General features: G+C 43.8%; 11 protein-coding genes. 8 read left to right on the top strand and 3 right to left on the bottom strand.

The window, feature by feature from the left end:
• The first annotated feature begins 85 nt into the window (after positions 1-85).
• Positions 86-922, top strand: a complete 837-nt coding sequence (locus tag T489_RS0101775) for a DUF5718 family protein (RefSeq protein ID WP_031578333.1) — start codon at positions 86-88, stop codon at positions 920-922.
• Between the two features lie 368 nt (positions 923-1,290).
• Entirely contained in the window at positions 1,291-2,238 is a 948-nt protein-coding gene (locus T489_RS0101770) for a phosphoribosylaminoimidazolesuccinocarboxamide synthase (RefSeq protein WP_031578332.1), read from the top strand.
• Positions 2,239-2,484: 246 nt separating this feature from the next.
• Here T489_RS0101770 and metK read toward each other — a convergent pair whose 3' ends face one another.
• On the bottom strand, positions 2,485-3,633 hold the full coding sequence (gene metK, locus T489_RS0101760) for a methionine adenosyltransferase (RefSeq protein ID WP_031578331.1): 1,149 nt from the start codon (positions 3,631-3,633) through the stop codon (positions 2,485-2,487).
• Positions 3,634-4,338: 705 nt separating this feature from the next.
• Between metK and T489_RS13995 the strand changes: the two genes are divergently transcribed.
• The 6 genes from T489_RS13995 to fbaA all read left to right on the top strand — a co-directional run bounded on the left by T489_RS13995 (position 4,339) and on the right by fbaA (position 14,377).
• Positions 4,339-6,639 carry an EAL domain-containing protein gene (locus T489_RS13995; protein WP_051621702.1) on the top strand — a complete coding sequence of 767 codons (2,301 nt, stop codon included), beginning with the start codon at positions 4,339-4,341 and terminating at the stop codon, positions 6,637-6,639.
• Positions 6,623-7,795 carry a type 1 periplasmic-binding domain-containing protein gene (locus tag T489_RS0101750; RefSeq protein ID WP_031578329.1) on the top strand — a complete coding sequence of 391 codons (1,173 nt, stop codon included), beginning with the start codon at positions 6,623-6,625 and terminating at the stop codon, positions 7,793-7,795. The genes T489_RS13995 and T489_RS0101750 overlap by 17 nt, the downstream gene beginning before the upstream one ends.
• A complete protein-coding gene (locus T489_RS0101745) occupies positions 7,792-9,114 on the top strand; it encodes a type 1 periplasmic-binding domain-containing protein (protein WP_031578328.1) in 1,323 nt (440 codons plus the stop codon). The genes T489_RS0101750 and T489_RS0101745 overlap by 4 nt, the downstream gene beginning before the upstream one ends.
• 356 nt (positions 9,115-9,470) lie before the next feature.
• Positions 9,471-11,465: a transketolase gene (gene tkt / locus T489_RS0101740; RefSeq protein WP_198020389.1), complete on the top strand. Its 1,995-nt coding sequence runs from the start codon at positions 9,471-9,473 to the stop codon at positions 11,463-11,465.
• Between the two features lie 571 nt (positions 11,466-12,036).
• Complete coding sequence (locus tag T489_RS0101735) at positions 12,037-13,209, top strand: phosphoglycerate kinase (protein WP_031578326.1); 1,173 nt, start codon at positions 12,037-12,039, stop codon at positions 13,207-13,209.
• Positions 13,210-13,294: 85 nt separating this feature from the next.
• The gene (gene fbaA / locus T489_RS0101730) at positions 13,295-14,377 is read left to right on the top strand and encodes a class II fructose-bisphosphate aldolase (RefSeq protein WP_031578325.1); all 1,083 of its coding nucleotides are present in this window, start codon (positions 13,295-13,297) and stop codon (positions 14,375-14,377) included.
• A 100-nt stretch (positions 14,378-14,477) separates the two neighbouring features.
• On the opposite strand, the gene T489_RS0101725 is transcribed toward fbaA, so the two are convergent.
• Together T489_RS0101725 and T489_RS0101720 are read right to left on the bottom strand one after the other, a co-directional pair.
• On the bottom strand, positions 14,478-15,059 hold the full coding sequence (locus T489_RS0101725) for a DNA-binding protein (protein ID WP_031578324.1): 582 nt from the start codon (positions 15,057-15,059) through the stop codon (positions 14,478-14,480).
• Positions 15,037-15,657 (bottom strand): DNA-binding protein, encoded by a 621-nt coding sequence (locus T489_RS0101720; protein ID WP_031578323.1) that lies wholly within the window; start codon positions 15,655-15,657, stop codon positions 15,037-15,039. Before T489_RS0101720 ends, T489_RS0101725 begins: the two co-directional genes overlap by 23 nt.
• Positions 15,658-15,783: the final 126 nt, after the last annotated feature.

Below are 15,783 nucleotides of genomic sequence, written 5' to 3'. Positions count from 1 at the left end.
TGAACGATATTTTGAACCTGCAGGAGACATCCTGCTCCGGACGGTTCTGTTCCCGGACAGGTGACGGCGGTTATTGGAGTAAAAAATGAATTTAGAGAAAGTTATCGGTCTTGGCGTAGCCGGCAATTTTACCGGTCATCTTGAACAGGCCGGAGAGGCATCGGATTTCAGAAATGTGGCCGTAAAGGACGTGAAGGCTCCGAAGGCTATTTTCCCGTTCTATCTGCCTGCATGTGCCGAAAGCAGACTGGATACCTTTTTACATACCTATCCTATATCCTCAGACAGAGTGGATATTTCCGGAACCATTGCGGAAAATCATCAGATTGAACCTGAAGTTGGTATTCTTTGCGATATCGAATATGAAGGAGACCAGGTTAAATCTCTCAAGCCGGTAGCCTTCGGGGCTTACAATGACTGCTCAATCAGACGTCCAGGTGCCAGGAAGATCAGTGAAAAGAAAAACTGGGGCGCTGCCAGCAAGGGCTTCAGTTCAAATGTGATTGCTCTTGACAGCTTTACTGCCGACGGCGTTATTTCCTCATACCGGATTGCCTGCTTCCTCAAGCGTGACGGGGTGGTTAACGTATACGGTGTAAACAGCGCTGCCAGAGACTACAGCTACATGTATGACACTCTCCTCAACTGGATTGTGGACAAGATGAACAACCAGAAGGATGAAGGTCCGGCTGAAAACATTCATGAATACCTTCTTGACTGCGGCAAGCCTCAGCAGGCTCTGATAAGCATCGGTGCCACCCGTTACACAGAATACGGTGAAACTCATTTCCTCAAGCCAGGTGATACCAGCTATGTGGTTGTTTATCATGAAAGCTATTCTGAAGCTGAAATACTCAAGATGGTCGAAACTGACAGCTTTGCCGAGGAAAACATCAGCGTTCTTGCGCAGAAGGCTGTTTAAAAAGAATATTCATGCCTGGTCCGAAGTCCGTATCAGGACTTCGGACAGCAGTGACATTCGTGAAGCCGCCGTTTTTATACGGTGGCTTTTTGTTAAGTCGGATGTCTATATTTGAACTTGATATGCAAATTGAAAAAGAATAAACTATCACCTATTAATATAGGGAAGTGACGGGTACCCGTCATAGGTCAGAGGAATACCGTCCCGGATGACTGTTCGGTCGGAAGTCCGGATGGCCCGGTTTTTCCGGAAAAAGCCTATGAAGAATACTCAGACAGTATTACCGTATGGTCTCTTTTTTATCTGGTGTCGTTATCATCGAGTTGAGATAAGACTCCGTGTTTTGATTGAATAGGTAGTTATAAATTATGGCTTCAGCATTAACTAATACCGAATTTGTTTTTCCTTCACAGAAGAGTGTTTATCACGGCAAGGTTCGTGATGTTTATAATATCAACGATGAAAAGTTGGTAATGGTTGCTACAGACAGAATTTCCGCTTTCGACGTTATTCTCCCTGAAGGAATTCCATTCAAGGGTCAGGTTCTGAATCAGATTGCCGCCAAGTTCCTTGACGCAACTGCAGATATCTGTCCTAACTGGAAACTGGCAACTCCGGATCCAATGGTAACTGTTGGTGTTATGTGTAAGGGTTTCCCTATTGAAATGATTGTTCGCGGTTACCTCTGCGGCAGTTCATGGAGAGCATACAAGAGCGGTGTTCGTGAAATCTGCGGTGTTAAGCTTCCTGAAGGCATGAGAGAAAATCAGAAGTTCCCTGAACCAATCATCACTCCAACCACCAAGGCTGAATTAGGTCTTCACGATGAAGACATTTCCAAGGAAGAAATTCTTGCCAAGGGTCTTGCAACTCCTGAAGAATATGCTGTTCTTGAAAAGTATGCTCTTGCTCTCTTCAAGCGCGGTACTGAAATTGCTGAAAAGAGAGGTCTTATCCTCGTTGATACCAAGTACGAATTCGGTACCTACAACGGTGAAATCTATCTGATGGACGAAATCCATACTCCTGATTCAAGCCGCTACTTCTACAAGGACGGTTATGAAGAAAGATTTGCCAAGGGTGAACCTCAGAAGCAACTTTCAAAGGAATTCGTACGTGAATGGTTAATGAGCAACGGCTTCCAGGGTAAGGAAGGTCAGAAGGTTCCTGAAATGACTCCGGAAATCGTAAATTCAATTTCTGAACGTTATCTTGAACTTTACGAAAACATTATCGGTGAAAAGCTTGAAAAGTCATCTGACAGTGACCTGCTTGCCAGAATCGAAAACAACGTAAACGCTTACCTTAAGAAGTAAGTTTTAGTAACGACGTATTAAGAAAAAGTGTCTGGACGTGTGCGGACACTTTTTTTGTTTCTTACGGAAGACGTAATCAGCGGTGCTGTATTCATGACTGACATGGAATCACGCTGTTTCAGGAAAATTGAGCAGTAGATCGGAAACTCTGCGGAAGATGGTCTCTGCGAGTGAATTTATTTTCGGAACCTGTAATAAAAACATGGGGCGGTTATCCGCCCCATGTTAATTTCAGGTATTTAAGATTTACTTAGCCAGATGTCTGAGTACTTCAGCCTTGTCGATCTGTTCCCAAGGGAATTCTTCACGACCGAAGTGACCGTAACTTGCGGTTGGAAGATAGATAGGTCTCTTGAGATTGAGCATTTCAATAAGACCGTAAGGTCTCAGGTCAAAAGTCTTTCTGATGATATCCACAAGCTTGGCTTCAGAAATGATACCGGTACCGAAGGTGTTTACTGAGAGTGATACTGGTTCGGCAACACCGATTGCGTATGAAACCTGAATTTCACACTTCTTGGCAAGACCTGCCGCTACCACGTTCTTGGCAACGTATCTTGCCGCATAGGCGGCACTTCTGTCCACCTTTGACGGATCCTTGCCTGAGAATGCGCCACCGCCGTGTCTGGCGTAGCCGCCGTAGGTGTCAACAATGATCTTTCTGCCGGTCAGACCGCAGTCGCCCATAGGACCTCCGATTACGAAACGACCGGTAGGATTGATGAAGTATTTGGTGTTGGCGGTAAGCCACTTTTCAGGGATTACCTTGTTAATGATTTCTTCACGGACACCTTCATGAATTTCCTTGTTGGTAACTGTTTCGTCATGCTGTGTTGAAATAACGATGGTGTCGATACCTTCGATTGAACCGTCGTCATTGTAAACGAAGGTTACCTGGCTCTTTGCATCAGGACGGAGCCACTTGAGAGTGCCGTTCTTACGTACTTCAGCCTGTCTCTTCATCAGACGGTGCGCATAGGTAATAGGAGCCGGCATGAACACGTCGGTTTCATCACAGGCAAAACCAAACATCAGCCCCTGGTCACCGGCACCCTGATCCTTTGGATTTTCACGTGAAACCCCCTGATTGATGTCTGGAGACTGTTTGCCGATGGCATTCAGCACGGCGCAGGAGTTGGCATCAAATCCCATATCTGAATGGTTATAGCCGATGTCGCATACAACCTTTCTTACAAGAGCCTCAATGTCTACCCAGGCGGTAGTTGAGATTTCGCCGCCTACGAGAACCATACCGGTCTTAATAAAGGTTTCACATGCTACGTGAGCAAATTTGTCTTGTTTGAGAATTTCATCCAGTACCGCATCAGAAATCTGATCGGCAATTTTATCAGGATGTCCTTCAGATACTGATTCTGAAGTAAATAAATATGACATGATGGGTCCTTATTACTTATTTAAAGTTTATGCAAAGTGCGTTGTTGTTTTCTGTCTTTACGATACGGCATTCCGTTTTATGAAACTTCATTTTTCTGAATTTCCCTGCGGGAAAGTCTGGAAGCAGTCCTGACGGTCTGCCTAAAAAAAGATGAAGACATGTAAAGGCTTATTGCATTTCTTTCTTTGTTTAGTTGAAGATAAAAATTTTTTAATTATTCGGAAGATGTCTGTTCGGGTAAAAACCGGAACTGTTCTTCCTTTTGTGACGCCGGAGGAGCGCAGTCCTCTGACGTTCGCTCATTGTAACATAAAAATTATTTTTTCCAATATGGGAAAAATAGTCGTTTATCGGTGACGAAATAGTCTGTATTCGTATGAATTTTTTAATTATTTTGAATAAATGTATCTTAAATCAGATTATTTATTAAAAATATAATGTATTCTAGGCGTGAGGATGTTGTAAATAACGCGTTTTCCGTAAAGGGATCTGATATCCGGATTGACGTGCCAGAAGACAGTCGTGAAATACTGATGTTTTTTTCATGGTGTTCATGATAATTCAGGGCAGACGGTTTTCTGTGCGGCAACGGCATTGACGGAAAGCAGGTACAGGTGACATGTACAAATACATACGGGAATTTGATGCACGGATTGGAGATTCCTGTTAATAATATTATAAAGAACAAAGAAAAAAAATTTTAAATGATCGGAAGGTTCGCTGAATTAAAAAACTACAGACAGTCACTGTTTATAATCGTGGTGCTGGTGTTCACCATGATTTCGGTTTCTTTTGTCTATAAATACAAGATTGAAGAAATCATGGTCAGCGCGCTCAAACAGCAGATAGTGCTGAAGTCAAAGGGCGAACTTGAAGCCGTCAATCACAATTTCAACCGTATTATAAGCGTTCTCAATCTTGCCTCTCTGAGTATTTCAAAAAGCATATCCAAAGGTGATTACATAGGTTCCGCCAGAACAGCGGAAACAATCAACGACATCACCAGAGTATCAGGATTCCTCGACATAGGTATTACCGATCTTCAGGGTGAAGTTCTGTACGGTTTCAAACTTGATGATCAGGATATTGCCAAATTAAAGAAGATTTATGTGGGAAAGACCGTGGTAACTGTTACCGTGTCCAAGTACGGCGGCAATTACGACGTTCTGATTGCCGTTCCCGTGTACGTGAATCAGAGTTATGTCCGCTATGCTCTGTACATAAAGGCCACTGGTGACGAGCTGATAAGATACTTCAATAAGTATACCCTGTACAACGACGGGGTTAATTCCTCCCTGAGCTTCCTCTTGTACAACATGTACGACGTCGTGCATATCAACGAAAAGACTCAGAACCGCCTGCTTCCGAAATACACTGTAAGGGAACTGCTGGACAGCGCCAGGGAAAAAAACAACATCAGTATCCGTCAGAAGCAGATTCAGAATCAGGTAATAGACAATCTGTACGTATTTCAGGGGAACGGTCTGCCGGCTCACTACATGTCCATTATCAAGCTTCCTTATGACGGATGGAGTTTCGTATACATGATTCCGGCGTCGGAGCTGGATGACAAGATAAGAGCCATTATGACCATGTTCGGCTTCCTGATTATAGGTACCATGGTCATTCTTACAATCCTCCTTGTTTATTACGAATATACGGTGGAAAGCAACAGAAAGAAAGTATACAACCTGGCTTATTTTGATGAATTCACCGGCCTTCCAAACAGAGTAAATCTCAGAGCCAACTACGAAGAAGTCTACGAATCAACCTATCAGAACAAAATAGAAGAATATTATCTGGCTACGGTTATCATCAGTAATTTCCACATCCTACATAATCTTTATGGTACAGAAATAACCAATCGTTTCGAGCAGAAGCTGGCTTCATGCATGAAGCACATGGAAAACTCCTCATTCACTCCTTATAAGGGTAACAACAGCTATTACGCCATTATCAGAGCGGAAAGCAAATCAGAAGTTGAGATAATTCTGAGAAAACTGTTCGCAAGTGCCCAGTCCATTGATGGTATCGAGTACCGTTCACTGTTCAAGGCCGGTGTCTGCAGCTTTACGGCTTCATCAATGCCGTCAAACATCGACGACATCATGGACAAGTGCAGTATAGCCCTGTATGACCATGAGGATGAGAATGTTTCCCAGAATTCGATAGTCTTCTTCGTACCTGAAATGCAGGAGGAGATTATCCGTCAGAACAATCTGGAGAAGGAGCTTATTCCCGCCATCTATAACGGTGAATTTCTGGTGTACCTGCAGCCTAAGTATGATCTTAATACCAACAGACTGTCAGGTGCCGAAGCGCTGATCAGGTGGAACTACAAGCTGCAGCGTCTGCTGCCTCCGGGACAGTTTATACCGGTTTTTGAAAAGAACGGTTCAATTGCCAACATAGATAATTTTATTTTCGTGTCCATCCTTGATCTGCTGAAGAAATGGAAGGATTTAGGGTACAGACTGGTGCCTATATCCGTTAATTTCTCTCAGGTTCAGTTCCGTAACCCTAATCTGTTAAGGGATCTTAAGGAGCGTATCAGGGGATACGAGGACATCATCCGATACATAGACATTGAAATCACTGAATCATCAACCATTGACAGTCAGGACACGGTTCTGGAAATTCTGAATGAGCTGAAGAAGATTGGTTTCAAGCTTTCCATGGATGATTTCGGAACTGGATATTCATGTCTGTCAAACATTTCTCTTTATCCGTTTGATACCATCAAGCTTGATAAGTCATTTGTGGACAAGATAGATGTGAACAACCGCAATTCACCTGACGTAATGCTGGTGAGTGATGTTATTCAGATAACCAAGCATTTTGGTATCCACAGTCTGGTGGAGGGCGTCGAAAACATTGATCAGAAAAATATTCTCAGGGATCTGGGATGTGAATACTGTCAGGGATATTATTATTCAGCACCGCTGCCGCTGGCTGAATTTGAAAGAATCTTAGGTGAGGATAAAATTTTTGAAGACTGGAGATAATGAAGAATATAAAAATGTTCTTCTGCTGTGGACCGTCGTAGCCTGTGTGGTGGTAGCTCTTCTTACGGGGCTGTCCATCTATTTCTATGACGTTTCTCCGAAAAATGTCGAAATTACTGACAGCCTGATTCCGAGAAAGGAATATCAGGCCATTTATCTTCTGCCTAAGGAAAAGCATGCTGACGACAAATACCGTCTTAATGATTTTCTCGAGGTAACCTCCCGTCTGGGAATAAAGGCATATGCCGTTGATGAGATTTCCAATAACGAGGAATGCATGGATCTTATCAGGGAATACATATCACGGGATGTGTCCATTATCGTTTCGCCGTCTCCGGCTCTCAATGAATGCATCAATACTGCCGTGAAAAAGTATGACAATACCAAGAATGTGTATTTTGTCAGTGCGTATGACAGAAATCTTGAAAAGAGCGACAAGCTGATTACCTTCAAGGTTCATCAGTATCAGGTGTACTATCTGAGCGGCATCATTGCAGCTACCGTAAATACCGAAACCTCTGAAAACTTCTTCGTGGTTTCCGAACTGAACGAGGATGCGTACCGCAACATAAACGCCTTTACTCTGGGAGTAAGAAAATACAAGAAGAACGGTATCGTGAAGGTGATAGTTCTCAAGAGCAAGAATGAAAACATTCAGTACAGCCAGCTGATTGAGGCTCAGAAGAGAAATCCGGATGCCCGCATAATGACTGCGGACTACACCGATATCACCGTGGACGATTTCTGCGAGCAGAAGATGTATTACTGCATCAGATATGACAAGGATTTTGCCAACAAGTACTTTTTAAGTAACATCGCCAGCGTTCAGGTTGACTATCGAGGCTTCTTCAGCCGCGTACTTTCTAGAACAGTTACCAATTCCTTTGAATCCGGTAATTATCTGCTGGACGTAAGCACCGGTACTGTAAGGATAACCAATTTTAACGAAGGGATTATTCCTCCTAATACCATGCAGCTCTTGGATCTGGCTCTGTACAGATTCATGATTGCCAATAACGATAATATCTTCTCCGGTCCGCTGTATGACAATGAACATCGTCTGCGTCTGGACAAGGGTTATTCGCTGCAGGATGAACCTAACGATATTTTTTCAATGGACTGGTTTGTTGAAGGGGCGGTATTGGAACATCTATGAGAAGCAAGAATCAAGATATAGCAGGCTTAATTTTATTTATTTTTCTGTTTCTGGTCATCGTATCAGTGGTTGTGCTTTTCTCAGTAAACAATTTTAGTTTCGGCTCAAGTTCAGCCATTCTGCAGAGGAATGTTCTTGAAGGAGCCAGCAAGGTCAAGAAGCTGTATTACATCGAATCAAACAATCTTGAACCGAAGTCAATCGAGTATATCAATCTTCATGGCTTCATTTCCACCCTCAAAAGATATCCGCAGATGGAAATAAACGTGATTGAAGGTGTCGGCAGTGACTACCGCCGTCTTGAGGAAATCGTGAACAATGCCTACGCCGAAGGCGCCAGATACGTATTCCTCAGCGGTTTTGAAATGAATAATGCTCTGGGAAATATCTTCAGACGTTTCAGCGACGTCAAATTTTTCGTAAGCAGCATAGAGGTTTCGGACAGCAACGTTGTTTCGTATACGGATAAGACTTATGTGTCCAAGTACATGGCAGGCTTCATTTCCGGAATATTTCTGGGCAAGAACAAGAATTCCGAAGAGGAACTGCGTTACATGATGTACGACAGCAAGGGAAGCGGACACGATATTTCAAAGGATTTTCAGCAGGGCAATATCGGGTATATCGCCAACAGCTGCAGTACCTACGAGAAACGCAACATCAATGCCTTTGCACTTGGCCTTGAACGCGCCTTCGCCGAGAAGAAGCTGTATGTGCTATGGCTTAATCAGGATAATACCGAAGAACAGAATTTCAGTGACATAACCAGATTCCTCAAAAAGTACAACATCAAGGTTCTTGACGGTACGAACTCTCCGTGCAAGTGGTGCAGATATGCCGTTGACAATAATCTTTATTACTTTGATCTCATGGTTAAGGGGGCTGAAAACAAGAACGGAACCATTCTCGGTAAATACTTCTATGACCCTTCCGTTATTTTCAGTACTCTGGTGGAGAGTATAGCCGCTGACAGCAGGGGAAATTCCAATAACTATTTCTTCGGTTATTCCGACAACGTTATCGGATTTGACTATACAAAGAGTCTCGCCAGGGAGCTCAGTGAATATGACAGTTCACTCTATGCCCTTATAAGCAAGAAGGTTTCAGATTTATCAAGCGGCCGTGAATATGTGTTCAAGGGGAAAATATACAACAACAAGGGGCTGCTGATGCTTCCGGAGGGTTTTGTTTTTACTGACGAGGAACTTCTTCACGAAATGAATTGGCTGAATGAAAACGTCGTGGAAACAAACACCTGTCTTTCTCCACGTCTCAACAAGCATTTCGTAATAAGATCAATCATGTTCAACAACCCTTAAGCCCGCGGGTTTAAGAATGTGCGGACGGAGCGGTGGCGTTCTGTCCGCTTTTGTTTTAAGTGTCTGCCGCGGTAAATTTTAAGACTGTCAGAAATGCTGTTCAGCCGTCATATGGATGTATTTCACAAATACAGTATTTTTTATACATGAAACCGGCAGGAAATTTGAGTTATTCATCCACTGTGGCAATATTAAATTGATTTAAGACTGTCATAATGGCATAATGCATGAAAAATTATTACCTGCTGTAAATTTGGTAATTTTCTAATTCTGCTTGCCTGATTATTGGTGTATGGCGTTAAACAGTCACCAGTTTTTAGAGGTAAACTTTTTCAGATCGAAAGATGGAGTATGAGATGTTGTCCAACAAAACATTGGCAAATGCTATAAGAGCCTTAAGTATGGATGCTATCCAGAAGGCCAACTCAGGTCATCCAGGTGCACCTATGGGTATGGCTGATATTGCGGAAGTATTATGGCGTCACTTTTTAAATCACAATCCTGCTGATCCTAAGTGGGTTAACCGTGATCGTTTCGTATTGTCAAACGGCCATGGCTCAATGCTTCTTTATTCTCTGCTTCACTTAACCGGATACAATCTTTCAATTGAAGACCTGAAGAATTTCAGACAGTTACATTCAAAGACTCCAGGTCATCCTGAGTACGGCTACGCCGAAGGTGTTGAAACCACCACCGGTCCTTTAGGTCAGGGTATCACCAATGCAGTTGGTATGGCTCTTGCCGAAAAGGTGCTTGCAGCTCAGTTCAATCGCGACGGTCTGAATATTGTTGACCATTACACCTATGTATTCATGGGCGACGGCTGTCTGATGGAAGGTGTTTCTCACGAAGCATGTTCACTGGCAGGTACCTTAAAGCTCGGCAAGCTTATCGCTTTCTGGGATGACAACGGCATTTCCATCGACGGTAACACTTCAGGCTGGTTCGCAGAAGATACAGCTGCCCGTTTCGCAGCATACGGCTGGCACGTTCAGAAGGTTGACGGCCATGACAGCGCAGCCATCGAAGCTGCAGTAAAGGAAGCTCAGAAGGTTACCGACAAGCCAAGTATCATCTGCTGCAAGACCGTGATCGGCTGCGGTTCTCCTAACAAGCAGGGTACCGAAAAGTGTCACGGTTCACCTCTCGGTGATGCTGAAATCGCTCTTGCCAAGGAAAACCTCGGCTGGAAGTATGGTCCTTTCGAAGTTCCTGCTGAAGTATACGAAGCCTGGGACGCAAAGAAAGCCGGTGCTGAAAAGGAAAACGCATGGAATGAACTTTTTGCCAAGTATCAGGCCAAGTACCCGGAACTTGCCGCTGAATTCATCCGTCGCATGAATCACGAACTTCCTGCAGACTGGACAGAAAAGTCAGAAGCCTATATCCGTGAATTACAGGCAAATCCTGCCAAGATCGCAAGCCGCAAGGCCAGTCAGAACGCACTTGATGCCTACAGCGACGTACTGCCTGAATTCTTAGGCGGTTCAGCTGACCTTGCACCAAGCAATCTGACCTTCAACCGTAATTCAAAGTCTGTTACCGCTGATGATGCGTCAGGTAACTACATTCACTACGGTGTACGTGAATTCGGTATGAGCGCCATCATGAACGGCGTATACCTCCACGGCGGTTTCAAGCCTTACGGTGCAACCTTCCTGATGTTCATGGAATATGCAAAGAATGCGGTAAGAATGAGTTCTCTCATGAAGTTACCTGTAATCTACGTATTCACTCACGACTCCATCGGTCTCGGTGAAGACGGTCCTACCCATCAGCCTGTAGAACAGATTTCAACTCTGAGAATAAGCCTGAATCTGAACACCTGGAGACCATGTGACCAGGTTGAATCAGCAGTTGCATGGCAGCAGGCCATTGAATCAAAGCAGACTCCAAGTGCTCTTATTTTCTCACGTCAGGGTCTCGCTCAGATGGACAGAACTCCGGAACAGCTTGCAAATGTCAAGAAGGGCGGTTATGTTCTCAAGTCAGGCAGCGAAAATCCTGATTTAATCATCATCGCAACCGGTTCCGAAGTAGAGCTCGCCATGAAGACTGCAGAAGCTCTTGAAGCTGAAGGCAAGAAGATTCGCGTGGTATCAATGCCATGTACCGAAGTGTTTGATAAGCAGAGTCCTGAATACAAGGAATCTGTTCTGCCTTCATCAGTTACCGCACGTATGGCTATTGAAGCCGGTATCAGTGATTTCTGGTACAAGTACGTAGGTCTCAACGGAGTAATTCTCGGTATGGATACCTTCGGTGAATCAGCTCCTGCAGATCAGCTGTTCAAGCTCTTCGGCTTTACCGTTGAAAATGCCGTAAGCAAGGCTAAGACCATTCTGAAGTAATTCGGTACGGGGCTCTGAATTACGATAATTCAGATTTTTTATGACAGAACCGTCGTCGGTGTATTCCGGCGGCGGTTCATGTTTTAGGATATGGAAAAGCAGAAGACCGGAGACTGCTGTCGTAAAGGTTGAACATATAAGCAAATCTGCTTGAAAATAGATTGATAAATTTTAAGATATGTATTACTATTTTGATTGTTTTTTAGACTGTTGTACTGCATGATGAATGGCGGTTAATTAAAAAATACGGCCGGGCAAACCAAAAAACGGTGAAGATGAGTCCTATAGAAATTTTTTAAAAGACAGTTTTCATAAAAAGTAGTACAATTAGCACGTATTTACAAAGTACTGATGTTAATGTGTCTCAAACTCCGGCACTTCTTCAGTGAAATGGCGTAAATTATGATTTTGAACGGTTTGAGAAAAGCTGTTTCCCGGTGATGTGAACCGGAACCGTTTCAAATATGGGGTTGTGACCGTATTATGTACGGCACCTGAATTGTTGACCGGTGATTAAAAGTCATCGGTAGTTTTTTTGTTATTTTTGTCTTAATAAAATGAGGACTTTGATATGTCAGTTATCAAGATGACAGATTTAGACTTAGCCGGTAAGAGAGTATTAATCCGTGCCGACCTTAATGTACCTGTAAAAGATGGTAAGGTTGCTTCTGACAAGCGTATTACCGCTACCATGCCAACCATTAAGTACGCTCTTGAACACGGTGCAAAGGTTATGGTTACCTCTCACCTCGGTAGACCAACTGAAGGTGAATACGATGAAGCATTCTCTTTAAAGCCTGTAGTTGATTACTTAAAGGATCACATGGATTGTCCGGTACGTCTCGTTAAGGATTATCTTGATACTCCTGTTGACGTAAAGGAAGGCGAACTGGTTGTTTTAGAAAACTGCCGTTTCAACAAGGGTGAAAAGAAGAATGATGAAGCTCTTGCCAAGAAGTACGCTGCTCTCTGCGACGTATTCGTAATGGATGCTTTCGGTACTGCTCACCGTGCTCAGGGTACCACTTACGGTGCTGCTCAGTTTGCTCCTATCGCATGTGCAGGTCCTCTCCTTGCTGCAGAACTTGATGCTTTAGGCAAGGCAATGGACAACCCAGCAAGACCAATGGTTGCTATCGTTGGCGGTTCTAAGGTTTCAACCAAGCTCGAAGTTTTATACTCTTTAGCTAAGATTGCTGACCAGATCATCGTTGGCGGTGGTATCGCTAACACCTTCATCGCTGCTGAAGGCAAGAACGTAGGCGGTTCTTTATATGAACCAGATCTCGTTGATACTGCTAAGGATATCGCAAGCAAGACCACTATTCCTGAAGTTATCGACGTTGTAACCGGTAAGGAATTCAGCGAAACCGCAGCTGCTGAAATCAAGGACGTTGCTGACGTTACTGCTGACGACAAGATTTTCGACTTCGGTCCTAAGAGCACCGCTAAGATTGTTGAAATCATCAAGAATGCCAAGACCATCCTCTGGAACGGCCCGGTTGGCGTATTCGAATTCGACAACTTCGCTAAGGGTACTGAAGAAATGGCTAAGGCTATTGCTGAAAGCGATGCATTCTCAATCGCTGGCGGTGGTGATACCATCAACGCTATCCAGAAGTTCGGTGTAACTGACAAGATCTCTTACATCTCTACCGGTGGTGGTGCATTCCTTGAATTCGTTGAAGGCAAGAAGCTTCCAGCTGTAGAAATCCTTGAAAAGCGTGCAGCTGAAAAGGCTTAATTTTTAAAAATGAACGGGAGGAATAAATATCCTCCCGCTTCTGCTTTATTTTATAAATCAATATATATATTGGGAAATTATCTAAATGACTAAGATTTTAGACGTTGTAAAGCCAGGCGTTATCGCTGGTAAAGATTTAAACAAGGTTTTTGCAGTTGCTAGAGAAAACGGCTTTGCAATTCCAGCTGTTAACTGTGTAGGTACTGATTCTATCAACGCTGTTATCGAAGCTGCTCGCGTAGCTCAGGCTCCAGTAATTGTTCAGATCTCTAACGGCGGTGCTCAGTTCATCGCTGGTAAGGGTTTAAAGCTTGAAGGTCAGAAGGCTCAGGTTTTAGGTTCTATCTCTGCTGCTTTACACGCTCGTAACGTTGCTGAAGCTTACGGTGTTCCTGTAATTATGCACACCGACCACTGCGCTAAGAAGCTCCTCCCATGGATCGACGGTCTTCTCGACGCTGGTGAAAAGTACTACGCTGAACACGGCGTACCTTTATTCTCTTCTCACATGATCGACCTTTCAGAAGAATCTTTAAAGGACAACATCGACCTCTGCTGCAAGTACTTAGAACGTATGGCTAAGATTGACATGACCCTTGAATTAGAATTAGGCTGCACCGGCGGTGAAGAAGACGGTGTTGATAATTCTGGTAAGGATGAATCAGCTCTCTACACTCAGCCAGAAGACGTTTACTACGCTTACGAACGTTTAAGCAAGATCAGCCCTAACTTCACTATCGCTGCTTCTTTCGGTAACGTACACGGTGTTTACCAGGCTGGTAACGTTAAGCTCAAGCCAACCATCCTCCGTGATTCACAGGCTTATGTAGCTAAGAAGTTAGGTCTTGCTGAAGGTGCTAAGCCATTAAGCTTCGTATTCCACGGCGGTTCAGGTTCTGCTGCTCAGGATATCCGTGATGCAGTTAGCTATGGTGTAGTTAAGATGAACATCGATACCGATACTCAGTGGGCTACCTGGAGTGGTGTATTAAACTACTACAAGGATAAGGAAGCTTACTTACAGGGTCAGTTAGGCAACCCAGAAGGTGAACACGCTCCTAACAAGAAGTACTACGATCCACGCGTATGGTTACGTAAGGGTCAGGAAGGTATGATCGCTCGTTTACAGGAAGCTTTCGAAGAATTAGGTTCTAAGAACTCTCTCTAATTCTCTAGTATCTTCTAGATAAATAAATGAGGCCCCGGATAAAACCGGGGCCTCATTGTTTATGCGTCGATTCTGCGGTAGAAACGTGTCTGAGCGCGTCTTAAAGATTTCTGCCCAGGAGAATAGCCCTGAGAATTCTGTCCGCATCATCGCGATAATATTCCAGTTTATCGTTGTGAAGAATGCCGAGTTTAGGTCTGGTTCTTAAAATCAGCTCTCTGAGGATTATCAGCAGGTCTTCCGGGATTTCAGGGTAAGCTCCCTGAAAGAACCTGTTGTTGATGAATTTAAGTATGGCCTGGTATTCGTTTAACGGGGCGGTCACTTCGGTTTCCATACGGTTTATTTCATCGTTAAGTTTCAGGTTTTCCCTGCGAAGTCTGGTTAATGTTTTCTGGGCGTCGGAAATAAGTGATTCCACCCCCGGACTTCCGGTGGGAAGTTCTCCGGTTTCCGGATCCTGTGAAACGAGGCTGTTATGCTCCGTGCCGGTTTCTTCGGTCTCATTCAGACTGAATTTATCAGAAGCGTCCAGATAGCCTTTCTGTCTTAATATTTTCTGAATGGTGCCATATGAACCGCGTCCGAGTATTTTTCTCATGTTTATGGTTGAGATCTTCTGATTTGTTGCCTGAAGATTCTTGATGGCCAGATCTATTTCAGTAGTTGTAAACCCCGTCATTTCGGCTCCTGTTCAGTAAATCCTTGAGCATTTTCTCAATATTGGTGAGACTCTGGTAGTCTCCGTTGAGATGCAGTTCATGTACGTTGTTTTTCAGTGTCTGAAGGTTCTTTATAAAGTCTTCTATGAGCATCCGTTCCATGTTTTCTACAGTGGTTCTGGCAAAATCTCCGTGCTGTTTGAGGAATTTCCATTTGATTTCATCTTCAGGTAGAAAACGGATGATTTCACTGTCCGGTGACAGATGTTTTACCAGTATGGTTTTAACCAGATTAAGCAGTACTATGTTTTCGATGACAGATGTGTCTCTGAGCTGATGCAGTCTGGTTTTAAGAGACTCATTGTGACACTGTTCCTTGATAATGGTTTTCTGAAGCTGCCGGAGTACCTCAAGTCTTTCCCCGTCGGCCGAACTGTCTGAGTTCCGGCTTATTCTGGTCTTGACTGTTTTTATACCGTTACGGTCAAGTATTTCCATAATGGTGGAATAGGAGCCGTGCCCCAGTACGGCCCTGATTTTATTGATGCTTACCTTTTCACCTTTAGACAGAAGGTCTCTGGCTATACGTAAAACTTCGGCTTCTGTTACAGGAATCATGAGTTCGGTGCCTAATCTGTTTATTTCCGGATAATGGTGACAGTATATAGAATATTCAGATAAGTGTCTCAGTCTGATATCTCAAATTGCTTCAGGCCGGAGCCTTATTCAAAAAAACAGGGTGCG

The organism is Ruminobacter sp. RM87, from assembly GCF_000701925.1.
Lineage (GTDB): Bacteria > Pseudomonadota > Gammaproteobacteria > Enterobacterales > Succinivibrionaceae > Ruminobacter > Ruminobacter amylophilus.
The sequence above is the reverse complement of the archived record's forward strand: the minus strand, read 5'-3'. Positions and strand labels throughout refer to the sequence as shown.

Bases quoted from the DNA above. Each gene is read 5' to 3' on its own strand.
- T489_RS0101775 (WP_031578333.1), top strand. From the start codon at position 86: ATGAATTTAGAGAAAGTTATCGGTCTTGGCGTAGCCGGCAATTTTACC.
- T489_RS0101770 (WP_031578332.1), top strand. From the start codon at position 1,291: ATGGCTTCAGCATTAACTAATACCGAATTTGTTTTTCCTTCACAGAAG.
- metK (WP_031578331.1), bottom strand. From the start codon at position 3,633: ATGTCATATTTATTTACTTCAGAATCAGTATCTGAAGGACATCCTGAT.
- T489_RS13995 (WP_051621702.1), top strand. From the start codon at position 4,339: ATGATCGGAAGGTTCGCTGAATTAAAAAACTACAGACAGTCACTGTTT.
- T489_RS0101745 (WP_031578328.1), top strand. From the start codon at position 7,792: ATGAGAAGCAAGAATCAAGATATAGCAGGCTTAATTTTATTTATTTTT.
- tkt (WP_198020389.1), top strand. From the start codon at position 9,471: ATGTTGTCCAACAAAACATTGGCAAATGCTATAAGAGCCTTAAGTATG.
- T489_RS0101735 (WP_031578326.1), top strand. From the start codon at position 12,037: ATGTCAGTTATCAAGATGACAGATTTAGACTTAGCCGGTAAGAGAGTA.
- fbaA (WP_031578325.1), top strand. From the start codon at position 13,295: ATGACTAAGATTTTAGACGTTGTAAAGCCAGGCGTTATCGCTGGTAAA.
- T489_RS0101725 (WP_031578324.1), bottom strand. From the start codon at position 15,059: ATGACGGGGTTTACAACTACTGAAATAGATCTGGCCATCAAGAATCTT.
- T489_RS0101720 (WP_031578323.1), bottom strand. From the start codon at position 15,657: ATGATTCCTGTAACAGAAGCCGAAGTTTTACGTATAGCCAGAGACCTT.